Raw genomic sequence first — 22,375 nt, forward strand, 5'->3', positions numbered from 1 at the left:
AATTCTGTGTAAAGTTGCATACTTTGCGGTTGCTTCCAGCAAAACGATAAGTCCAAATGCTCAATTCCCTTTAATAAACTCCCGAATCTCAACTGCTACAACTCCAGCACAAGATTCTGGTAAGTCATTTCCGGCATGAGCAATCATTTTCAACTCGACTTTCGGCATCAGTTGAGCATAAACCCGGCTTTTGGCTAAAGCATCTGGTGTATCTTGGCCACCTTGTAAAATAAAAACTGGCACATCTATCATGTAAAGCCGCTTTTGTACTAATTCCGCTTCAATTTCTGCTTGTCGCCGTTTGAAAAGTAACTGGCAACCGATGGGATACGGCAATAGCGACTGACGCAGCTGCAAGTCCTGTGCAATTTTTTCATGCCAACCTAAGATTTTAGTGAAGGGAGTTAGCGATCGCAACAATTTAACTAATAGTGGTGGATAGCTCAGTAATCGCCGCATCTTCTGGCAATACTGTTCTTGTCCTTCAATCTCTACACCCTCTGGTGCGAACAGTATCAAACCATCAACTTTCTCTGGATACTTTAAAGCATAGCTAGCAGCAATCCAACCCCCAAGAGAATGCCCTACTAAATATACTTTTTCTAATTTGACAGCTTGTAGGAATTCAGCTAGACACTCTACTTGTAAATCTATCGAATGGTGGATATTCGGATTTTCTGATTCACCAAACCCTAACAAATCAGGCGCAAAGCAATGGAAATCTTGTGCAAGGGACTTCATTACAGATAACCATTGACTGCTCTCATTCCAAGCACCATGTAGAAAAATTATAGGAGTTTTTTCACCGACTTCACGCCAGAATATCAGCCCTTGAGAGAGCTTTATCCGCGAGTTACGGAATAGTGTATCCATTTTAATTTAGTAGTTAACTTTTAGCACCATAATAAATAGCTATTGGTCATTGGTCATTAGTAATTAGTTTTGGGCAAATTACAAATAGAGAAGTGTGAGCCGTTCCTGTAGCGTTTCATAGACAAAAGAGGCTTCCTTAAATCATATACTTTGGCAGCTAATGACTCATGACTCATGACTCATGACTAACAACTAAATATTGTTATGCCAGTGTTGTCAAGCCATTCAAGTAGTCTTGCAACTGCCGAGTATGATCGTGAGACATCTGTCCTGAAGGTAGCAAATTGGGAGAGAAAGCTTGGATTTCCATGACTTCTAAAGTATCTTGAATCTCCATTGTCCCATGCACCTCGGCTTCAACCACAATACAAATTGAATGGATTCTGGGATCGCGGTCTGGTGCGGAGTAAACTCCTACCAAACGATTAATTTTCACCAATTCTAGCCCGGTTTCCTCGATCAATTCCCGGCGGACTGTATTGGGAATATCTTCTCCCCAATCCACCATGCCTCCAGGTAATGCCCAAAGACCATCATCACGCCGTCGAATCAGTACTATCCGACCATCGGGTAAAATTGGGATGATACTAGTGCCAGTAATGGGATGACGAAATATTATACCCAATACTGTTTGTCCAATACGCCATAAGCTACGTGTGGACTGGACAGCTGCCGGAAAAAAAGCAATAACGTTCAATCTTCAAAATTTTTGTATTGTATTCTATAGTTCTCTACCACTTACATAGACTCAACTAATAAAATTCTTGTTGAGTTTTGTTTTATACTAAGATGTTTGTGGGTTGAGATTTTATTCTTACGATTTACGTAGAATATTATTAATTCTAACATCAAGTTTCAATAGAAGCACTGTATTCATATATACATATTATTTGTTAAGCCAGAAAACTTTTCAGTTTATCACTAATATTCGTTTTGCCAAAATCAGCTATCACTAATAGTTTTTCAACATCTATTCAAAAAATTAATTTGAATAAGCAGTTAAAATCTAGAATTCAGAAGAGATAATTAAGCGGGGTTTGGTTTGAGACTGCCACCTAATTCTTGATAACATTGTTTGGTTTGTTCCAAGAACAACTAGTTAGTTAATTTACATCTATTTGACGAATTTGAATCTAATAAAAGTTATTTTATGTCTAGCTGGCAAAGATAATTTAGAATTTTTCTTGACAGACAAAGGTTGAATGCGGTAGACTAGTACACTGTTTAAAGCGTATTTATTGCTGCACTAGGCTACAAGTATATCAATGACATTGGTAGCTGATATTGCCTATGTGATGCCTAGTTGCTACTTTTTTTGTTGTTTATTAATGAGGTGAACATGGCCAAGCGCCGTAACCCGAAAAAAGAAAAGGCGCTACGGAACCAGGCGTATGCCAGAAAGTTTCGTAAACGAACTACGACAGGAAGAATGCAGAGAAGGTTCCAACAAAGACCACCAAAGAGTGAAGAAGAAGAAGGCGCAGCAGCAGCTGACACTGAATAAGCTGTCTGCTTAAATCCTTGTTATTTAGATTATTTATTTTTGAGGGCGCACATTTGTACGCCCTTATTTTTTAATTGATAGGGATTTGAGCGCGGGCGGCTATGAGTGCTTTGCTGACTTGTACAAAGCCAGTACCACCGTAACTGTTACGAGCTGCCACAACTTGACGGGGGGATATTGCCTCATAAATATCTGCTGCAAATGCCGGATGTATTTGTTGCCACTCTTCCAATTTCAAATCTTTCAGGAGTTTACCTGCGGCAATACTAGTTTTTACCACTTTACCCACAAGGTTGTAAGCTTCCCGGAAAGGGACACCACGTGCTGCTAGATAATCTGCTACATCGGTCGCGTTAGAAAAATCTTCCGCCACAGCTTCTGCTAACCGGTGGGTACGAAATTCCAAGCCTTCTCTGAGCAAAATCGTCATTGCTTCTAGAGAGGCTTTGACTGTGTTGACACTATCAAATATTCCTTCTTTATCTTCTTGTAGGTCTTTGTTATATGCCAAGGGTAATCCCTTCATAATTACTAACATCGCCTGTAGATGCCCGAATACACGTCCTGTTTTTCCCCGCACCAATTCTGGTACATCGGGGTTTTTCTTTTGGGGCATGATACTGGAACCAGTGGCACAGCTATCTTTGAGGGTGACAAAACGGAATTCTTCTGATGACCAAAGAATGACTTCTTCTGCAAGGCGGCTGAGGTGAACCATAATCAAGCTAGCAGCACACAAGAATTCGATCGCAAAATCGCGATCGCTCACTCCATCAAGGCTATTAGCATAAACATCGTCAAAATTCAATAGTTTGGCTGTGTAGTGGCGATCAATAGGAAAAGTAGTTCCCGCTAAAGCACCGCACCCCAAAGGTGAGATATTGACGCGGCGAGAAACATCTCCTAAGCGTTCCCAGTCGCGTTGCGCCATTTGAAAGTATGCCAAGAGATGGTGAGCTAAACTCAAGGGTTGGGCGCGTTGTAGGTGGGTATAGCCAGGAATCAGGGTTTCAACATGCTTTTCGGCTATATCCAGTAAAACACCTTGAAATTCTCGCAATTCGCTTTTAATTTGTTGGATTTGGTCGCGGAGGTAGAGTCTGGTATCGGTGCCAACTTGATCATTACGCGATCGCGCTGTATGCAGCTTTTTACCAACATCGCCGACAATTTCTGTCAGTCGTCGTTCAACTGCAAAATGTACATCTTCAGCATCGACACCAGGCTGAAATTGACCCTGACGGTATTCTTGGCGAATTTTTTCTAAACCTGCAACCAGTTGCTCACCTTCTTCTTGGGAGATAATGCCCGTGTGAGCGAGCATTTTGGCATGGGCTTGAGAACCAGTGAGGTCATATTCTATTAATTCAATATCAAAACCGATACTGGCATTAAAACGAGCGATCGCTGGATGCAATGCTGATTCAAACCGCTGGCTCCAAGTTTGTTTTTCGGTCATAAATTATGAAAAGAGTGGGGGAGGGTTAAGAGTTAAGAGTGAGAAGTTATGAGTTTCTGACTCCTAACTTCTCACTCCTCACTTTCAACTCCTAACTTTTAAATTTAACCGTAGCTAGTTAGATTCCGAATCATATAGCCAATGACTAAACCAATCAACAATGCCCACACTTGACCTGTTTGTATAAAGTGGTTCCAAGATTTTTGCATCTGACCCATCAAGTCTGGATCAGTAATTGTTTGTGCTAGTGCTGTCAAATTTACAGGCAAATGCCAATATAACCGAGAGATAAAATCGCTGTAATGGCTCATATTTGGTGATTAAAAGGTTGGGGTGGCAAATTTCAGTATCAGATTATTTGTTACATAAATTACTGATAATGTACTGAAATATTGGGTATAACCTTAATGTCTTAACTCAAGATACAGCCGATGCCAACCGCAATTTCTCGGCAGTTCGCAAAATTTGCCCCGCCAAAACTGCTGCGCCAAAACCATTATCGATATTTACTACGCCTACTCCCGCAGCACAAGAGTTAAGCATTGTTAATAAAGGTGCTAAACCGCCAAAACTTGCGCCATAACCGATGCTGGTGGGTACGGCAATTACAGGACAACTCGCTAAACCCGCGACAACGCTGGGTAAAGCGCCTTCCATCCCCGCCACGACAATTAACACCGATGCGGACTCAATCAGGTGGCGGTTACTTAATAAGCGGTGAATCCCAGCAACGCCAACATCCCAGAGGCGCTTTACCTGAAAACCAGAAAGTTCAGCAGTCACAGCAGCTTCTTCAGCAACGGCTAAATCGGCCGTACCAGCAGAAAGAATGCCAATTTCACCCTGGAATTGTGGTTCGATGATAGGGGGAGCGATCGCACAAATTCGCGCCGATTGGTAATATCGTAAATCGCTAACTTTTGATTGCAGTGCCTCATAAACTGCTGGTTCAATGCGAGTCGCCATCACCACCGGGTTGCGGAGGCGCATCACCTCCATAATTTGAGCAATTTGATCGGGTGTCTTACCAGGGCCCCAAATCACTTCTGGGAAACCAGTTCTTAGCTGGCGATGGTGGTCAATTTTGGCAAATTCACCCACAGATTCATAAGTTAAGTTTTTGAGTGAGTCTAATGCCGTATCTGGCGTAACTTTACCATTAGCAACCGCTTCGAGGAGCGATCGCAATGTTTTTTCATCTGTCATTAGTCCTTTATCCTTTATTCTTATCACTAACTACTGACTAATAACTAATGACTAATCCGTTATTTTGATTTCATGAATGTTCCAGAATGCGCCACCCAATGCAGAGTATTGGATACCTTCAAAGCGATTACGTACTGCTGACATTGATAAAGGATTAACTAGATAAATAAATGGCAAATTTTCTTGGGTAATCCTTTGGGTTTCAGCATAAATTTCTTTCCGCTTTGCTGGGTCTAATTCCCTTGCCCCTTGAATATATAACTTAGCAATTTCTGCTTCCCAAGGAGCCACTTCCCAACCTTCAATTGGCTTTTGTCCTGCTTGGGGTTTTTGATTAAACATATGTAATCCACCTTCGGGAGACCAGACATTAGCTCCATCATTTGGTTCTAAACCACCAGTCAGACCCAGCATAGAAACTTCCCAATCTAATGAATTTGAAAGCTTATCTGTGTAAGTATTCCATGCCAGAGGAGTGAAATCAACTTGAATACCAATTTTACTCAGGTCTTGTTTAATCTGCGAACCAATTGCTTCGCGGATTTTGTTACCAGCATTGGTAAGCAATGAGAAGCGGACGCGGTTTCCTTGAGCATCTATTAATTGGTTTTTGTCGTTATATTTGAATCCTGCTTTTAGTAGCAGTTCCTTCGCCTTTTGTGTATTGTAGTTATAAACTTTTAGACCTTCTTCAGGCGACAGATAATAAGGACTTTGCACGGAAATAGGTGAATTTTGTGGTTTACCCAAACCACGAAAAGTGTTATTAATCATTGTTTGCCGATCAATCGCATAGGCTACTGCCTGCCGAAATTCTACAGTATTAAACCAACGCGATTTTATTGGATCAACCAGGGGTTTTCCATCCCTTTTACCTTTATTTAAATTAAAGAAAACAAACGTCGTACCTGTTGCTGGGCCACCATTAAAAATTTTAAAATTCCCCTGTTCTTCTTGCACCTTTAGTAAAGAAAAGTAATCTGGTGAGACTCCTACAGTATCTAACCCGCCAGAACGAAATTGCAGCAAGGAAGTATCTGTTGATTCCACAATTTGCCACACAATCCTTTCAATATAAGGTTGGGATTCTCCTTTTGGCCCTTTGCGCCAATAGTAGGGATTGCGCCTGAACACTACACGCTGACTTGTGTTATAGCGCTCTAGCTTGTAAGGGCCATTAACAATAATTTGATCTGGAGGAGTATCAACGCCCCATTTTGACAAAAATATTGGCTTACCCTCTTGGTCTTTTGTCTTTATAGATGGTTTTAGGGTATGAGCAGGTAGAATTGGCAGCCCTAAAGTTCCCAAGAATGGCGCAAATGGTTCTGGAGTTGTGAATTCAATCCGTCGAGCATCGATTTTTCGTACCTTTGGCAATGCCCTACTTTCACCAATTCGTAGCACATCTCTAGCGTCCGTGGGAATCGCTTCGTTAAGATAAATATCGTTGAAGGTAAATACTACATCATCTGCTGTTAAAGGCTGCCCATCAGACCATTTCAATCCCTGGCGTAGGGTAAAAACAAATCGCAATTTGTCATCAGAAATTTCCCAAGATTCCGCTAAAGAAGGTTCGATTTTCCCAGTTATGGGGTTTTCTGTAGTTAATCCTTCATAAATCAGAGGAAAAACATTTGGAGACTCCTGACTGAGAGGATAATTAAAAGTTTTGGGATCACTGAGAATGGCACTTACCAATTGCGGCACTTGAGCAGCTGTGCTTTTGAAGTTAGCTGGGTTGCAGGCGGTAAGTGTAAGCGCTGTTGCTGAAGTCAAAATTATTGGCAACCAAAAATGTTTCATTGCCAGAAATATTTTTCTAAAAAATTTCATAATTTCAAATTGATTTCCATCCTAATCAGTCTTGAATATCTTTTTCAGGGGCTAAAAGAAAAGTTATTCTGAAGCAACTAGCAAGACAACAGCATAAGCACATATACCTTCTTCGCGTCCAACAGGGCCTAATTTTTCGTTAGTGGTAGCTTTGATGCCAATTTGATTTGGTTCTAATTTTAAAACCGCCGCTAGTTTGTCGCGCATGTTGTGAATATGCGGTTTTAATTTTGGACGTTCTGCTACTACCACCGAGTCAATATTTCCCACCTGCCAGCCTTGATCCCGAATTAGTTGATGTACTTGAGTTAATAGTACTAAACTATCTGCTCCCGCCCATTGGGGATCGCTAGGCGGAAAATAGTAACCAATATCCCCCAAAGATAATGCCCCAAGCATGGCATCCATAATCGCGTGGGTAAGCACATCAGCGTCACTATGACCTAATAAACCCAATTCATGGGGAATTTGAATTCCACCTAAAATCAAAGCGCGATCGCTCACCAGTTGATGAATATCGTAGCCGTTACCAATACGAATTTTAGTCATTTGTTATTTATTATTGGGCATTAGTTATTCTTCCTCGTCCCCTCGTCCCCTTGTCCCCTTGTCCAATTTTTCCAGGAGATCAGGGCGGCGATCGCGGGTTTTTTGGATTTGTTGTTCGTAACGCCACCGGGCGATCGCTGCGTGATTTCCAGAAAGCAAGACATCAGGCACTTTCAAACCGCGAAAATTGGCAGGACGAGTATATTGGGGATAGTCCAACAACCCTTCCTCAAAACTTTCTGCGGTGAGGGACTCAGTTTTGGCTACGGTTCCTGGTATTAGCCGCACTACGCCATTAATCAAAGCCATTGCTGGAATTTCTCCGCCAGTCAGAATAAAATCGCCTAAAGATACTTCACGAGTTACCAAATGCAGCACCCTCTCATCCACTCCTTCGTAATGCCCACAAATAACTACTAACTGGTCATAATTTGTCGCCAATTCTTTCAAAAGAGGTTGATTAATTGTTTGACCCTGTGGACTCATCAAAATTATTTCTCTTCGGGGTAGAATCGGCAGCGATTCCACAGCGCTAAAAATCGGTTCTGGCTTCATTAGCATCCCTACGCCGCCACCGTAGGGTTCATCATCTACCTTTCGGTGCTTGTCAGTGGTAAAGTCCCGTGGGTTAACCAGATGCACTTCGGCAATCTGTTTGGCTAAGGCTTTACCCAGTAACCCCGAATTGAGAACAGAGTTAAAACAGTCAGGAAAAAGTGTAACTATATCAAAGCGCACAGTTATTCGTATTCGAGGACACTAATCTTAAATTTGGATGTCTAGCAAACATCGCCAAGCCAAGGTCGAGTCAAACTCCAGTTAAACTTTATCAATAGTATCTAAGACTACCAGACCTCTTGGATTTTAGATGGGATCAAAAGTTTTTCTAATTACTTAATTTATGTTTAAATGTTGTCACAACTACATTTAAATTAATAATCATATCAAGTTAACAACTTCCAGGATGCATCGAGCCAGCCTCAGAAAAAAGCGTAGTCTTACCTGCTCGTCCCCAGCCCCAGAGGGGGAATCTAGCCCCCTAAAGACTATTTTGCCCTGCTGCAAGTGGACAGGTGAAAAACAAGGCCCTGGCTTTGAGAAATGGGAACGAACACGTTTAGACTGAGGCAACGCGAGCGTTAAGCGAGAATTTGGAGAGTGGCTGACTCAGTTCCAAACTTCCAAAAAGTGTCCTCTCAAAGAAGCAAAGCGCAAAAATCATCAGGCAACTGATCCTTGTTAAATTCACCTGAAGTTGTTGACAGGAGAAACAAAATGCCGCAATTACAAGCTAAATCGCTAGAAATGAGGACACCCCAAGCAACTAAAACAGCCGTTCTGGTTATCGGAGGCGCAGAAGATAAAGTTCATGGGCGCGAAATCCTACGAACTTTTTTTGGACGTGCCGGTGCTAGTAAGGCTTATATTACAATTATTCCATCTGCCTCTCGCGAACCCGCCATCATCGGTGGTCGGTATATTCGCATTTTTGAAGAAATGGGTGCTCAGAAGGTAGAGATTTTAGACATCCGCGAACGAGAACAGTGTGAAGCCTCCCAGATCAAAGCATCCTTAGAAGCCTGTAGTGGGGTATTTTTGACAGGAGGAGACCAGCTGCGTCTTTGTGGCGTATTGGCAGATACACCAGCAATGGAAATTATTCGGCAGCGGGTGAGGGCGGGGCAACTTACACTAGCAGGCACCAGTGCAGGAGCGGCAGTAATGGGGCATCACATGATTGCTGGCGGCGGTAGTGGAGAGTCGCCAAATCGTTCCCTAGTCGATATGGCAACGGGTTTGGGATTTATTCCTGAAGTAATCGTTGACCAACACTTTCACAACCGTAATCGGATGGGGCGGCTAATTAGTGCGATCGCAGCTCACCCCGATCGCTTAGGTATTGGCATTGACGAAGATACTTGTGCAGTATTTGAACGTGATGGTTGGCTACAAGTTATGGGTAAAGGCAGTGTCACCATTGTTGATCCCACTGAAGCCACCCACACCAACGAACCCCATGTCGGTGCTAATGAACCATTAACAGTGCATAATTTACGTCTCCATATCCTCAGCTACGGCGATCGCTTTCACTTGTACCAGCGGACTGTATTGCCTGCTGTACACCGAATCTCCAGCTGACGGGATAGAGTATCTGAGGTTACACTGAGTTGACCGCACATTTATTTCTTACCGTAGAAAAATGATAAGAATACCATGTAAAAAGAAAAAACTGTTTGCAATGAACAGTTTAGCGGTCAATTCCAGTAAGAAACTAGAATTTTGGTTCCGAATCTCCATCTACCTATTCCCATGAGAATCCTCAAGATCCAGACCTTACGCGGCCCAAACTATTGGAGCATTCGACGCCACAAGCTGATCGTCATGCGCCTCGATTTAGAAACCCTTGCCGAGACGCCCTCGAATGAAATCCCTGGCTTTTATGAAGGATTAGTTGAGGCGCTGCCGAGTCTGGAGGGCCATTATTGTTCGCCTGGCTGTCGTGGTGGTTTTTTGATGCGAGTCAAAGAAGGCACTATGATCGGCCATATCGTGGAACACGTAGCCCTTGAACTCCAGGAATTAGCTGGTATGCATGTCGGCTTTGGTCGCACCCGCGAAACTGCCACACCCGGAATTTACCAAGTAGTAATCGAGTATCAGAATGAGGAAGCGGGACGCTACGCTGGACGAGCAGCAGTGCGGCTGTGTCAGAGTATCGTTGATCGAGGCCGTTATCCCAAGGCAGAACTAGAGCAAGATATCCAAGACCTGAAAGACTTTGTTCGCGATGCATCCTTAGGGCCTTCTACTGAAGCGATCGTCAAAGAAGCAGAAAAAAGAGGTATTCCCTGGATGTCTCTGGAAGCCCGCTTTTTGATTCAGCTAGGCTACGGCGTGAATCAGAAGCGGATGCAGGCCACAATGACTGATAACACCAGCATTCTGGGCGTAGAATTAGCTTGTGATAAAGAAGCCACTAAACGCATCCTCGCCGCCGCTGGTGCGCCAGTACCCAGAGGTACAGTGATCAACTTCTTAGACGATTTAGAACAAGCCATTGAATACGTTGGCGGCTATCCCATCGTGATCAAGCCACTGGATGGCAATCACGGACGTGGGATCACTATTGATATCAGAACTTGGGAAGAAGCTGAAGCCGGATACGAAGCTGCCAGACAGGTTTCCCGGTCAATTATTGTCGAAAGATATTATGTAGGGCGCGACCACAGGGTACTAGTTGTAAATGGCAAAGTAGTAGCAGTTGCCGAACGCGTTCCTGCTCATGTGATTGGTAATGGCAGATCCACTATTGCCGAATTAATTGAAGAAACAAACCTTGACCCAAATCGTGGTGAAGGACATGATAACGTCCTGACCAAGATTGAACTAGACCGCACCAGCTACCAGCTGCTAGAAAGGCAAGGCTATACCCTAAATAGCGTGCCACCCAAGGGTACTATTTGTTATCTCCGAGCAACAGCCAACTTAAGTACAGGTGGTAGCGCTGTAGACCGTACCGATGAAATTCACCCAGAAAATCTTTGGTTAGCACAACGGGTAGTTAAGATTATCGGTTTGGATATCGCCGGACTCGATATCGTCACCACGGATATTAGCCGTCCACTGCGGGAAGTTGATGGCGTGATTGTGGAAGTTAACGCCGCTCCCGGCTTCCGAATGCACGTTGCCCCAAGCGTTGGTATCCCCCGCAACGTCGCCGGCGCAGTAATGGATATGTTGTTTCCCAACGAGCAATCTAGCCAAATACCGATCCTCAGCATTACGGGTACTAATGGCAAAACCACTACTACCCGACTACTAGCACATATTTATAAACAGACTGGGAAAGTAGTAGGATATACTACAACTGATGGGACATACATCGGTGATTATTTAGTAGAAGCTGGTGATAACACAGGCCCCCAAAGTGCCCACGTCATCCTTCAAGATCCCACAGTAGAGGTAGCGGTACTAGAAACGGCTCGCGGTGGCATTCTCCGCTCTGGATTAGGCTTTGTAGCAGCAAATGTGGGGGTGGTATTGAATGTAGCCTCCGACCATTTGGGAATTGGCGATATAGATACTATTGAGCAGTTAGCTAACCTCAAGAGCGTAGTAGCGGAAGCCGTATACCCGGATGGCTACGCGGTATTGAACGCCGACGATCGCCGCGTCGCCGCCATGTCAGAAAAAACTAAGGCTAATATTGCTTACTTCACAATGAACCCCGACTCGGAATTGGTGCGGAAGCACATCCAAAAGGGTGGAGTCGCGGCAGTATATGAAAATGGCTATTTGTCAATTGTTAAAGGTGATTGGACACACCGCATAGAAAGAGCAGAAAATATACCTTTAACAATGGGCGGACGTGCACCGTTTATGATTGCCAACGCTTTAGCTGCAAGTTTGGCAGCATTCGTGCAAAACGTCACAATTGAGCAGATTCGTGCTGGTTTGAAGACTTTCCGGGCTTCAGTTAGTCAAACGCCAGGACGGATGAATTTATTTAATTTAGGCAACTACCACGCTTTGGTGGACTATGCTCACAACGCAGCCAGTTACGAAGCTGTAGGTTCCTTTGTTCGGAACTGGACTACAGGACAACGGATTGGCGTAATTGGTGGCCCAGGCGATCGCCGTGATGAAGACTTTGTTACTTTGGGCAAATTAGCAGCACAAATTTTTGATTATATCATCGTCAAAGAAGACGATGACACACGGGGACGGGCACGAGGTTCAGCCGCCCAGTTGATTATTCAAGGCATCACCGAGGTTAAGCCTGACAGCCGCTATGAATCAATTCTGGATGAAACTCAAGCGATAAATAAAGGCTTAGACATGGCTCCTGATAACAGTCTGGTGGTAATTTTGCCAGAAAGTGTGAGTCGGGCTATTAAGTTAATTAAGCTGCGTGGTTTAGCCAAGGAAGAGACACACCAACAAAATTCCGGCACAACTGTCATCGATTCCCAAAATGGAATAGCACCTTCTTCTGTTGTTAATACCTTGCTGTAGTCAGGAGAAGACCGCGCTGGCTCTCCAACGTACTGCCTCCTCCTGCCTTTTGTATTCTGACTACTTTAATTACTGTTTTTCTTGTTCCGAATTGGTTTCGTCACTGGGAGTTTTCATCTCCTCCTTAAACCCTCGTAGGGTTTTGCCCAGTGCGGTTCCCAGTTCGGGAATTTTTTTTGGGCCAAAAATTAGAACAGCGACTATGGTAATTACAGCTATTTCTGGCCATCCCAGTCCAAACATATAAATTTCCTCTAAGGCTCCTTTAATTAAATATAGACATTGATGGCTCAAATCTGATGAGTTCGCCATTGATAAGCGAAGCGCTCGACCCTCTTGAGCGATCGCTTGCTGAACTAACTTCCCATTGGATTGGTGATTGGTAAACCTAACCAGTCACTTAATTCATGAGCTAACCATTCCAGTTCTACTTCGGATTTAATGCCACCATCGTTTCCACCAATCTGATATTTTTGTACTCCTGAGCAAATATATAATTGTGCTGGAACGGCAACTCTAGTGCCTTCAGAGTCTTTAGTAAAGTGCTTTGGAATGTAAACCAACTTATTAACACTTTGCCTTGGCGATGGCCGGGGACGCTCAAATTTCCAACGAAACAACTCCCAGCTTAGGGCAATTTGTTTTGGATTCAGGCGTAAGCAGATGCGTCCAAACAAATTAAAGAAAAATTTATACACCATCATAAAGCCAGCACCCCAAAAAGGAAGTGAGAACAAGGCAAAGGGGATGTTGGCAGGAAAAGGGGCCGAGAGAGCGCCAATTGTCCAAAACAGGATAAATGAATTCCAGACGATCGCAAATAAACCTGTGAGTACTATTGATGCATCAAAACCAGCTGGTGGAACGATAATTTCTAGAGAATCCCAATTTTTGGTTAGTTGAATCTTACTCCCATCTGGTTTGCTAACAACCAAAATAGGTAATTTCGACTGTGGTTTCTCTAAAGCTGCGATCGCTTCGGTCGCAGAACTCAAACGCCGTTCTAAACTTGGTTCAATCATCCACTTTAGCCAATTACTAAAGCTGGGACTTACATTAGCCGCTTGTTCAAACTGAATGCGAAAATCCTTTTGCGGTAAATCAGCTGGGTGATTACCCGTCATTAAATAAATTAAGGTTGCGCCTAAACTATAAAGGTCAGAGGCTGCAACAGTGCGTCCACCAAATTGCTCTGGTGGCATATAGCCATAGGTTCCTACCACAGTTCTTGTTCCAGTTTCGGTGGCGAGGACAGTCTGCACTGAGCCAAAATCTACCAAATAAACTTGACCAACACTATTACCAGAACGCTCCCCTAATAAAATATTGCTAGGCTTAATATCACGGTGAATTACAGGCGGATGTAGCTCATGTAGGTAAATAAGAATCTCTAAAAGCGCTTTGGCTATCTGTTTGACTTCAGCTTCTGTAAAAGTTCGCCCAGTTTGTAAGTATTGCTCTAAAGTTTTTGCTGGGATATAAGTTTGTACCAGGGCAAAACCTTTGATGGTTGGTAAATTGACCTCAAAATAGTTTAAATAGCGAGGAATTAAGGGGTGTGCTAGGTTTTTTAAGGTTTCGGCTTCTCGCTCAAACAGCTTTAAATCATCCCATTCAAAATCACCGCCAAAAGAGAGTAGCTTGATAACGACTAATTCCTGAGTTTGCAAGTCACGAGCTAACAAAGTTCGCCGCCCTGCTTTTTTTCCTAGTAGCTGCTGAACTTCATAGCGCTCACCTAATATTTCGCCAATCATTATGGTTTCTTATAATGCTACGTTTGAAAAGTTTTTAGAGCTTAGAGCTTTTCAATTTGGCAAATCGATATCTTTAGTATAATTGCGTAATTCTATGCCCTCCCAACTTTGGCCTTATATTACCCCTGGTATTCCCGATGAATTGTTTGAACATTTGCCAGGAATTCCCCTGAGCCAGCGAGAAGTCAGACTACTATTGATTGCCCAACTGCGACTAAAATCAGATTCTGTTTTGTGGGACATTGGCGCAGGGACGGGGACAATTCCGGTAGAAGTGGGGCTATTGTGTCCAAACGGAAAGATTATTGCTATAGAAAGGGATGAAGAAGTAGCTAATCTGATCAAGCGTAACTGCGATCGCTTTGAGGTTAAAAATGTCGAAGTAATTGAAGGTAGCGCCCCAGAGTGTTTACACGATCTTAAGGTCACCCCTCACCGTGTTTGTATCGAAGGAGGACGCCCCATTCAGGAAATTCTGCAAGCAGCTTGGCATTATTTACCCCCATCCGGTCGGGTTGTAGCCACAGCTGCTAATCTAGAAAGTCTGTATGCTATTTCCCAGAGTTTTTCTCTGTTAAGGGCTAGAAATATCGAAGTCGTTCAGTCTGCGGTTAACCGCTTAGAGACGCGTGGCTTTTCTCAAACCTTTACCGCCGTTGATCCCATTTTTATCCTCAGTGGTGAGAAACTGGACTAGGGACTGGGGGCTGGGGACTAGGGGCTAGGAACTAGGAAAAAGTTTTCCAAATACCTAATACCCAGTACCCAATCCCCAGTACCCAATACCCAATCCCCAGTACCCAATCCCAAATACTTCTATGCCTTGGTCTCGGATTATTAGTGGAATTGTTGCGATCGCTCTTGCTCTTTCTGCAACCCTTTTGGGGGGTTGGTACTTTACCATCATCTTTGCGGTTATCATCTTTTTGGGTCAACAGGAATATTTTAATTTGGTGCGAGCCAGAGGCATCGCTCCGGCCGCTAAAACGACTATGGTTGTCAGCCAAGTTTTGCTGGCAATTTGTACCCTTGATGGCAGTTTAGCTGACGCTGTGATGCCAATTGCTGGCACACTTATTTGTTTTTACCTGCTGTTTCAGCCCAAATTTGCCACGATTGCTGATGTTTCCGCTTCTATTATGGGGCTATTTTACGTAGGTTATTTGCCGAGTTACTGGGTGCGATTACGAGCAATTGATAGTACTGCTTTTAGCAATCTCGCTTTCGGAGGTTACTGGCCCACAACCTGGGCAGATTTCTGGGAAAAGGCAAATTCTGCTTCTTTACCACAAGGTTTTACAGCAACACTGCTGACTTTTTTGTGTATTTGGGCAGCGGATATCGGTGCTTACACTATTGGCAAATTCTTTGGGAAAACCCGTCTTTCTGAGATTAGCCCGAAAAAAACTGTAGAAGGTGCTGTCTTTGGTATTACTTCAAGTGTTGCTGTAGCCATAGCAGGAGCCTATTATCTACATTTACCCAGATCCCCCTTGACTGGTTTAGCATTGGGTTTACTAATTGGTATTGCTAGCCTTTTAGGGGATCTTACCGAGTCTATGCTCAAGCGGGATGCTGGGGTCAAAGATTCTGGACAATTAATCCCTGGTCACGGTGGTATTTTAGACCGTACTGATAGTTATATTTTCACTGCTCCTTTGGTTTATTATTTCGTGACACTACTGTTGCCGCTACTATAGAGCTTCTCAGTTGAGTTCAATACACACCTAAGAAGAACAGTCCCAACTCTTGTAAGACTTGTCATTATCCACATTTTTGTAACAGTTAAAGTATTGCACTGACCCACATCCCGCCCAGAACTTAAGCTTTAGCCTTAGAATTCTATTCCAAGGCGGGATAGAAACCAAGCGAGGGATTGTCCCCTTGTCCCAATACACTTGGGTTAAGAATTTTTGGCATTGATTTCGGCACTTAGAGACGCGTTAGGGCAGCGGGACGAAGTAAAATTTTGCGTCTCTACAGAGGATTTCGGGCTTAACTGAACAGTATTGCCCCTGGTCTTCCTCATCCCCTGAGAGCCGCTATATGATTTAAAATAATGTATTAGCATTTTTTAATTTCTAATCCTCAAGGATTAACGTTAATCCTCCCACGACACAATAGCTTGCCTGGGATCAGCGTTAGTTCTTGAATATCGACATCTGAGCCAAGATCCAGATTGTACTCATGATTGTCCTCTGATATATCTCCCTGGTTGGACTTGATTTTTATATGTGCCAGTTGCAACTCATGTCCACTGAGTAACTGTAAGCCCAGACAAATCTCTAGAGGTACTGTTTCACTATTGGTTACTCTCATACCTCGCAGTATAATTTGGTTGTTATCAAGGGTAATTTCTTGCCAATTTATTGGTTGTGACTTTGGGCAATGTGTTGGTAAAACCTTAACCAGCAAATCGCTCAAAGCAGTCGATAATAAGTCAGATGAGAGAGAAGCATTGAGATCCTTCTCGTCTACGATCAAATCGCCAACCACTGGTACTGTTTCTAACAACCGCAGAGGTTTCCCGTTGAGTACGGAGCCGATGTTTATCCGAATATTTTCTGCTATTAATTTAATTTGTGTAATCAGGAGACCTTGATAAACGGCATGAGTAGCAAAAATAGATACCGAAGGGATACGCCCAGAGAGGATTTGGCGATCGCTCGCTTTAATCTCCACTTCTAATTCAGATATTTGGCTCACTTGCGCTCTCAACCAGAGCTTTAGTGCTGTTGTGAGTACTTGCGTAATTATGCGGATTTTATTTGCATTTGTTGTTTGGGAATTTTGCTCTGGCATTTAACCAATCTGTTTATGAGTATTTGTTCAACAACCGAACATAAATTAAATTAAGTCTTAAATGTAACATTTATGCATACTCACTACAAAATACAAATATCATTTAATTGTTAACAGTAAATAAGCAATTTCCACATGGAGGCACGGTTACAAAAAATTCTCGCTCAATGGGGTATCGCCTCACGTCGTGAAGCCGAAGAAATGATTAGGCACTCACGGGTGCGGATCAATGGGGTGTTGGCACATTTAGGTCAAAAAGTTGATCCCCAAAAAGATGCGATCGCAATCGATGGTAAACCTGTATCCGAAAAGCAGCGTCCGGCTTTAATATATCTATTGCTACATAAACCAGTGGGAGTGGTTTCGACTTGCTACGACCCTCACCGCAGACCAACAGTCCTGGATCTACTACCGAAAGAATTACGGGAGGGTTCAGGTATTCACCCAGTTGGGCGTTTAGATGCAGACTCTACAGGAGCATTAATCCTTACCAATGACGGAAATCTGACATTTGGACTAACCCATCCACGTCACAGTATTTCCAAAACATATCGTGTTTTGGTCAAAGGACATCCTCCAGAAGCAGTACTGCAAATGTGGCGTCAAGGTGTGATGTTGGAGGGTAGAAAAACCAGGGCCGCTAAGGTACACCTAATAGAACATCGAGCCGAGCAAAGCTTTTTAGAAATAGTGTTGCAGGAGGGAAGAAATCGCCAGATCCGCCGTATAGCTCAACAGTTAGGATACCCAGTAATCAAGCTGCATCGGACTGCTATCGGCCCAATTCAGTTACAAACTCCCAAAGAACCCTTGTTGGAAGAGGGTCAATATCGTTCCCTCAAAGATCACGAGATTCGCTTTTTGCAAGATCAGATAACGCAACCTAATTATTGATTCAGTGGAGTTAAGGAGTTTCAGCAGGCATGAAATGGCTAAGAAAGAAGAATAATCACCAGCCATCACTTTCATTAGAGCAACAACGAGCCGAAAAATTGGCAGAGATGGGCGCTCAACTTTGGGCATTGCGTCAAGAACAGGGATTATCTCTAGAGCAAGTGGTTGTATTGACCAGGATTCCCCGGCGATTATTGCAGGCGATCGAAGAAGGGAATTTAAACGATCTGCCAGAACCAGTCTATATTCAGGGTTTAATCAGGCAATTTGCCGATGCATTAGGCTTGAATGGAGTAGACTTTTCTGGCACTTTTCCAATCAGTTCTGCACAAGTGAACCCTCCAGGTAGGGGGAATAATTCACCCCTTGATCAACTACGTCCGATTCACCTTTACTTTCTTTACATATTCCTAATTGTATGCTCCGTAAATGGCTTATCTCAGTTATTAAATAATGCGGTACTACAAGCAAGTAATAGCCAAAACCAGCCATACATAAAGCAAAAGTCCATTGTTAAACCAGCACTAGCCCAACTAAAAGAGTCTGCGGAGGTTCAACCAGTTAGCAATACCCTTAGCGCTGTCCAACAGGGAAAGGCTGTACAGATTGGTGTCACTTTGAAAGCGTCATCTTGGATTCGCGTAGTAGCCGATGGCAAAACCGAGTTTGAGGGGATTCTGCCAGAAGGAACTCACCGGATTTGGAAAGCCCAAGAGCAACTCACAGTGAAAACTGATAATGCTGGTGGTGTGTTGATGAGCGTCAATCAAGAAGAAGCTAAGGAAATGGGAGAACCGGGGAAAGAGGAAGAAGTTAGGATTGCGGCTGCTAAACCTAAGTTTTGAGATGAGGGAGATGAGGAGGATGAGGGGGACAACGAGACAAGGAGGACAAGGAGGCATTTACTCCTCCCTCTGCCTTGTCTGCCTTGTCTGCCTTGTCTTCCCCTGATCCCTCTCCTTCCTCATATCCCCACTCTTCACTGGGCTTGCGGAGCGCGTCCATTAAGTCTGGTAAGAACTTTCAAGCGATCGCCTAATTCTTCTGTCAAAGCTGCTCCTTGATAGCGCCACCCCCAGTTACCCTCAGCAATACTGGGAAAATTCATCCGCGCTTCGTTTCCTAATCCCAAAATATCTTGCAAGGGAATAATCGTTTGGTTGGCTATGGAACTCAAAGCTAGGCGAATTAAATCCCAATGGATGCCTTCAGGACTAATACAACCTAAATAAAGCAACAGATTTTGCTTTTCGTAGTCGCTGGCTGAATTAAACCAGCCTACAGTTGTGTCATTATCGTGAGTGCCGGTATAAACTACAGCATTTCGCGGGTAATTGAATGGTAAAAATGGATTACCGGGATCAGAACCAAAGGCAAACTGTAAAACCTTCATCCCAGGAAATTCATACTTATCTCGCAGTGCTTCTACCTCTGGTGTAATTACTCCCAAATCTTCCGCCAAGACGGGTAGCTTGCCCAACTTCTGCCTAATCACTTCAAAAAAAGCATCACCAGGCGCTTCCACCCATTTGCCATTCATGGCAGTTTCTTCGCCTTTGGCTACTGACCAATATGCCTCGAAGCCCCGGAAGTGGTCAATGCGAATTATATCTACATAATCCAGCATTGCCTCAAAGCGCTGTACCCACCATTTAAAGTCTTGTTTTTGCAATTCTTCCCAGTTATAAACCGGGTTACCCCACAATTGACCAGTGGCGCTAAAGTAATCTGGTGGAACTCCGGCCATTTGGGCAGCAACTCCAGTCTCTTCATCTAAGCAAAAGATGTCGGGATGTGCCCACACATCAGCACTATCATGAGCTACGTAGATGGGGATATCGCCGATAATGTCTATACCGCGCATGTTGGCGTAGCTTTTCAGGTCTGACCACTGCCGGAAAAACTCAAATTGGATGAACTTGTAATAAAAAATCTCCCCATTCAGCCGACGCTCTACCTGAGCTAAGGCTTCGGGTTCACGCTTGACAAATTCTGGCTTCCATGTGTGCCAGCTTGCATTGTCGTTAGCATCTTTTAACGCCATAAATAAGGCGTAATTATCTAGCCAATAGGCTTTGCTATCGCAAAAACCTGCAAACTCTTTTTGTTGGATTTCCGTAGCATTTGCTCTAAAATTTTCACAGGCTTTTTTCAGCAGCCCAATCTTAATCGGCACAACTTGGTCGAAGTCTACCTTTTCTACAGGAAATCCTGGTAAATTAGCAAAGTCTTCTTCAGTTAGCAAACCCTCATCTCGCAGTTTTTCTGGGCTAATTAGCAGGGGATTTCCTGCCATTGCCGAGTAGCACATATAGGGGGAATTACCGTATCCAGTGGGGCCCAAGGGTAAAACTTGCCAATATTGTTGATGGCTCTCTTTAAGAAAATCGATGAAGCGATAGGCTTCTAAGCCTAAATCTCCAACGCCGAATCGACTGGGAAAGGAAGTAGGATGCAGCAAAATGCCACTGGATCTAGGAAAAGGCATATTTAACCTGAATTATGAGAGGGAGCAATTATCTGATGGACACGCTACGTGATCGCATCGAATTTATCACGGAACAGTATTTGCAGGGTAAATCAAGTAAACTCATCTTGATTGTCATTTGTCTTTGGTTGATTAACTAATGACCAATACTTCGACTCCTTTCGACTTCTCTCAAGGCAAGTCGCTCAGTACAAGTGACTAATGACCAATGACTAATAACTATGACTTACCGAAATCCTGCACCGACAGTTGATATCATCATTGAACTAGTAGATCGACCTCATCGGCCAATAGTGTTAATTGAAAGACATAATCTACCCTTAGGTTGGGCTATTCCTGGTGGTTTTGTGGATTATGGTGAAGCGGTGGAAGTGGCGGCCCGGCGGGAAGCTGAGGAGGAGACGGGTTTGCAGGTGGAGTTGGTTGAGCAATTACTGGTGTATTCTGATCCCAATCGCGATCCGCGTCAGCATACCATTAGTATTGTATTTTTAGCGACAGCGACGGGGGAACCTGTGGCTGGGGATGATGCTAAGGGTGTAGGCATTTTTGAGTCTTGGCGTGTCCCTGGTAATTTATGTTTTGACCACGATCGCATTCTGCGCGATTATTGGCGATATCGTCATTATGGGATACGTCCGAGGTTGGGGTAGAGGACGAACCGCGAACGCGGTTCGTCTCGTTGGTGCAGCCTCTCGTAGAGAAGAGAAGAAAGAGAGGAGAACAATACCTAAGTCATTAATACGAGTGCGATCGCGATGCTGACCTGACTAGTGCGATAATGCCAGATGGAGAAGTCTACAAACCGATCGCTGCTGAAGCGGAAATCGGTAAGCAGGAAACATCGTTAGAGAAAATAATATCTATGACCCGTAAAGTAATTAATACTGATAACGCACCCGCTCCAGTCGGCCCTTATAATCAAGCGATCGCAGCTTCAGGTCAATTTCTATTCATCGCTGGACAAATTGCCATCGATCCCCGCCTTGGTGATGTCGTCTACACTGATGATGTTAAAAAGCAAACTGAGCAGGTATTAGCTAATCTTGAAGCCATCCTCACCGCAGCGGGGGCGACTTTCCAAGATGTGGTTAAGACCACTGTATTTCTAGCTGATATGAATGATTTTGCAGCAGTGAATGCCATTTATGCGAAATATTTCCCGGAAAATACAGCCCCAGCACGGGCTTGTGTGCAGGTATCGCGCTTACCTAAAGATGTGTTGGTAGAAATTGATGCGATCGCTGTAATTAGCGGTTAGATGGAACGTATCAAGGAGCAAAATCTTAACGGTTACATTTGATTGTTCTGTTCTGACTCTAAAAATTCCATCACTTCTTGTAGCACATCGGCTATATGTGGCTTTTCGCAAGCAATTACGTTGTCGGAAAGATGCTTATGGTGCGGGAAGCTAGGCAAGTTGGGAAAGTGTGGTGTACTGTCATAACAAAAAATCAGACTATTTTGCTCATCTTAAAAGTGATAGCGGTAATCGATATATGTAATCTGATTATCTACAATAACAAAGGCTTCACTAACTGCCAGTAAATATTTGAGAGCAAAACGTATCTTAATGCGGAGATTAGCTCTATCTGGCATTAAAATTACTGCACTATATTCCTCAATGTATGTATTAGAGCAGTTGAGTAAAAGTTGCTCAATTTCATCTAAATAGGCTTGAATAACTTTACGCGACATCTCTGAGTTTGCTTTCTATTTCTTGGTGTAGAGCTAGATAATGTTGGTAGTTTGCTGCCCATTCGACAAATACTTCATCATCAGAAGTTTCGCCTTGGTTATATTTAGCAAAAAATTCTTCTGAATTCATTTGGTAGTTTATTTCATAGGTATTTAACTGTTTGGTAAGGGCAATCAGCGCATCTAGTGGAGATGTATATTCAATGATTTGTTTACGCATTGATTTCTGCATTCAGTTTCATTGTTAATTATCTCTCAATAAATGCGATAGCCTCTAGAACTTTGGGAATACT

General features: G+C 43.5%; 23 protein-coding genes and 1 pseudogene. 9 read left to right on the forward strand and 15 right to left on the reverse strand.

Going from position 1 to position 22,375, the window contains the following annotated elements; genetic code table 11:
- Positions 1-60 precede the first annotated feature (60 nt).
- A complete protein-coding gene (locus H6G92_RS16525) occupies positions 61-873 on the reverse strand; it encodes an alpha/beta fold hydrolase (RefSeq protein WP_190894734.1) in 813 nt (270 codons plus the stop codon).
- Positions 874-1,075: 202 nt separating this feature from the next.
- Positions 1,076-1,570 carry an NUDIX hydrolase gene (locus tag H6G92_RS16530; RefSeq protein ID WP_190894735.1) on the reverse strand — a complete coding sequence of 165 codons (495 nt, stop codon included), beginning with the start codon at positions 1,568-1,570 and terminating at the stop codon, positions 1,076-1,078.
- A gap of 642 nt (positions 1,571-2,212) precedes the next feature.
- Between H6G92_RS16530 and H6G92_RS16535 the strand changes: the two genes are divergently transcribed.
- Positions 2,213-2,377, forward strand: a complete 165-nt coding sequence (locus tag H6G92_RS16535; RefSeq protein ID WP_167407613.1) for a hypothetical protein — start codon at positions 2,213-2,215, stop codon at positions 2,375-2,377.
- Positions 2,378-2,447: 70 nt separating this feature from the next.
- Here H6G92_RS16535 and argH read toward each other — a convergent pair whose 3' ends face one another.
- The 6 genes from argH to trmD all read right to left on the reverse strand — a co-directional run bounded on the left by argH (position 2,448) and on the right by trmD (position 8,165).
- Positions 2,448-3,836 (reverse strand): argininosuccinate lyase, encoded by a 1,389-nt coding sequence (gene argH / locus H6G92_RS16540; RefSeq protein ID WP_190894736.1) that lies wholly within the window; start codon positions 3,834-3,836, stop codon positions 2,448-2,450.
- A gap of 104 nt (positions 3,837-3,940) precedes the next feature.
- On the reverse strand, positions 3,941-4,147 hold the full coding sequence (locus H6G92_RS16545) for a hypothetical protein (RefSeq protein ID WP_190894737.1): 207 nt from the start codon (positions 4,145-4,147) through the stop codon (positions 3,941-3,943).
- A gap of 106 nt (positions 4,148-4,253) precedes the next feature.
- On the reverse strand, positions 4,254-5,042 hold the full coding sequence (gene larB / locus H6G92_RS16550; RefSeq protein ID WP_190894738.1) for a nickel pincer cofactor biosynthesis protein LarB: 789 nt from the start codon (positions 5,040-5,042) through the stop codon (positions 4,254-4,256).
- Between the two features lie 51 nt (positions 5,043-5,093).
- Positions 5,094-6,878 (reverse strand): ABC transporter substrate-binding protein, encoded by a 1,785-nt coding sequence (locus H6G92_RS16555; protein WP_190894739.1) that lies wholly within the window; start codon positions 6,876-6,878, stop codon positions 5,094-5,096.
- A 63-nt stretch (positions 6,879-6,941) separates the two neighbouring features.
- Positions 6,942-7,427, reverse strand: coding sequence for a 2-C-methyl-D-erythritol 2,4-cyclodiphosphate synthase (gene ispF, locus H6G92_RS16560; protein WP_190894740.1), 486 nt, complete (start codon positions 7,425-7,427; stop codon positions 6,942-6,944).
- A 24-nt stretch (positions 7,428-7,451) separates the two neighbouring features.
- Complete coding sequence (trmD, locus tag H6G92_RS16565) at positions 7,452-8,165, reverse strand: tRNA (guanosine(37)-N1)-methyltransferase TrmD (RefSeq protein WP_190894741.1); 714 nt, start codon at positions 8,163-8,165, stop codon at positions 7,452-7,454.
- A gap of 537 nt (positions 8,166-8,702) precedes the next feature.
- Here trmD and H6G92_RS16570 point away from each other — a divergent pair.
- Both H6G92_RS16570 and cphA read left to right on the forward strand, forming a co-directional pair.
- Positions 8,703-9,566, forward strand: coding sequence for a cyanophycinase (locus H6G92_RS16570; RefSeq protein ID WP_012412065.1), 864 nt, complete (start codon positions 8,703-8,705; stop codon positions 9,564-9,566).
- Positions 9,567-9,737: 171 nt separating this feature from the next.
- Positions 9,738-12,443 carry a cyanophycin synthetase gene (cphA, locus tag H6G92_RS16575; protein ID WP_190894807.1) on the forward strand — a complete coding sequence of 902 codons (2,706 nt, stop codon included), beginning with the start codon at positions 9,738-9,740 and terminating at the stop codon, positions 12,441-12,443.
- Positions 12,444-12,512: 69 nt separating this feature from the next.
- Here the strand turns inward: cphA and tatA are convergent, their stop codons facing one another.
- Together tatA and H6G92_RS16585 are read right to left on the reverse strand one after the other, a co-directional pair.
- Entirely contained in the window at positions 12,513-12,686 is a 174-nt protein-coding gene (gene tatA, locus H6G92_RS16580) for a twin-arginine translocase TatA/TatE family subunit (protein ID WP_190894808.1), read from the reverse strand.
- A 113-nt stretch (positions 12,687-12,799) separates the two neighbouring features.
- Complete coding sequence (locus H6G92_RS16585) at positions 12,800-14,200, reverse strand: serine/threonine protein kinase (RefSeq protein WP_190894742.1); 1,401 nt, start codon at positions 14,198-14,200, stop codon at positions 12,800-12,802.
- A 94-nt stretch (positions 14,201-14,294) separates the two neighbouring features.
- On the opposite strand from H6G92_RS16585, the gene cbiT reads away from it, so the two are divergent.
- Positions 14,295-14,897: a precorrin-6Y C5,15-methyltransferase subunit CbiT gene (gene cbiT / locus H6G92_RS16590; protein ID WP_190894743.1), complete on the forward strand. Its 603-nt coding sequence runs from the start codon at positions 14,295-14,297 to the stop codon at positions 14,895-14,897.
- Between the two features lie 121 nt (positions 14,898-15,018).
- Positions 15,019-15,900, forward strand: coding sequence for a phosphatidate cytidylyltransferase (locus H6G92_RS16595; protein WP_190894744.1), 882 nt, complete (start codon positions 15,019-15,021; stop codon positions 15,898-15,900).
- 388 nt (positions 15,901-16,288) lie between these two features.
- On the opposite strand, the gene H6G92_RS16600 is transcribed toward H6G92_RS16595, so the two are convergent.
- On the reverse strand, positions 16,289-17,002 hold the full coding sequence (locus H6G92_RS16600; protein ID WP_190894745.1) for an LmeA family phospholipid-binding protein: 714 nt from the start codon (positions 17,000-17,002) through the stop codon (positions 16,289-16,291).
- Positions 17,003-17,137: 135 nt separating this feature from the next.
- Between H6G92_RS16600 and H6G92_RS16605 the strand changes: the two genes are divergently transcribed.
- A complete protein-coding gene (locus H6G92_RS16605; protein WP_190894746.1) occupies positions 17,138-17,896 on the forward strand; it encodes a pseudouridine synthase in 759 nt (252 codons plus the stop codon).
- A 29-nt stretch (positions 17,897-17,925) separates the two neighbouring features.
- Complete coding sequence (locus tag H6G92_RS16610) at positions 17,926-18,741, forward strand: helix-turn-helix domain-containing protein (RefSeq protein ID WP_190894747.1); 816 nt, start codon at positions 17,926-17,928, stop codon at positions 18,739-18,741.
- Between the two features lie 134 nt (positions 18,742-18,875).
- Here H6G92_RS16610 and malQ read toward each other — a convergent pair whose 3' ends face one another.
- Complete coding sequence (gene malQ / locus H6G92_RS16615; RefSeq protein ID WP_190894748.1) at positions 18,876-20,384, reverse strand: 4-alpha-glucanotransferase; 1,509 nt, start codon at positions 20,382-20,384, stop codon at positions 18,876-18,878.
- Positions 20,385-20,605: 221 nt separating this feature from the next.
- On the opposite strand from malQ, the gene H6G92_RS16620 reads away from it, so the two are divergent.
- Both H6G92_RS16620 and H6G92_RS16625 read left to right on the forward strand, forming a co-directional pair.
- Positions 20,606-21,037: an NUDIX domain-containing protein gene (locus tag H6G92_RS16620; protein WP_069073405.1), complete on the forward strand. Its 432-nt coding sequence runs from the start codon at positions 20,606-20,608 to the stop codon at positions 21,035-21,037.
- Between the two features lie 104 nt (positions 21,038-21,141).
- Positions 21,142-21,645: pseudogene (locus H6G92_RS16625) on the forward strand (RidA family protein); the annotation flags it as partial.
- 32 nt (positions 21,646-21,677) lie between these two features.
- On the opposite strand, the gene H6G92_RS39510 reads toward H6G92_RS16625, so the two are convergent.
- From H6G92_RS39510 to tumA, 3 genes are read right to left on the reverse strand one after another with little or no spacing between them, the layout of a single operon-like run.
- On the reverse strand, positions 21,678-21,842 hold the full coding sequence (locus H6G92_RS39510; protein WP_277926751.1) for a toxin-antitoxin system TumE family protein: 165 nt from the start codon (positions 21,840-21,842) through the stop codon (positions 21,678-21,680).
- 15 nt (positions 21,843-21,857) lie between these two features.
- Complete coding sequence (gene tumE / locus H6G92_RS39515) at positions 21,858-22,082, reverse strand: toxin TumE (protein ID WP_242059167.1); 225 nt, start codon at positions 22,080-22,082, stop codon at positions 21,858-21,860.
- Positions 22,072-22,302: an antitoxin TumA gene (gene tumA / locus H6G92_RS16635; protein ID WP_190894749.1), complete on the reverse strand. Its 231-nt coding sequence runs from the start codon at positions 22,300-22,302 to the stop codon at positions 22,072-22,074. Before tumA ends, tumE begins: the two co-directional genes overlap by 11 nt.
- Positions 22,303-22,375 lie beyond the last annotated feature (73 nt).

This window comes from Nostoc foliaceum FACHB-393, from assembly GCF_014698505.1.
Lineage (GTDB): Bacteria > Cyanobacteriota > Cyanobacteriia > Cyanobacteriales > Nostocaceae > Nostoc > Nostoc foliaceum_A.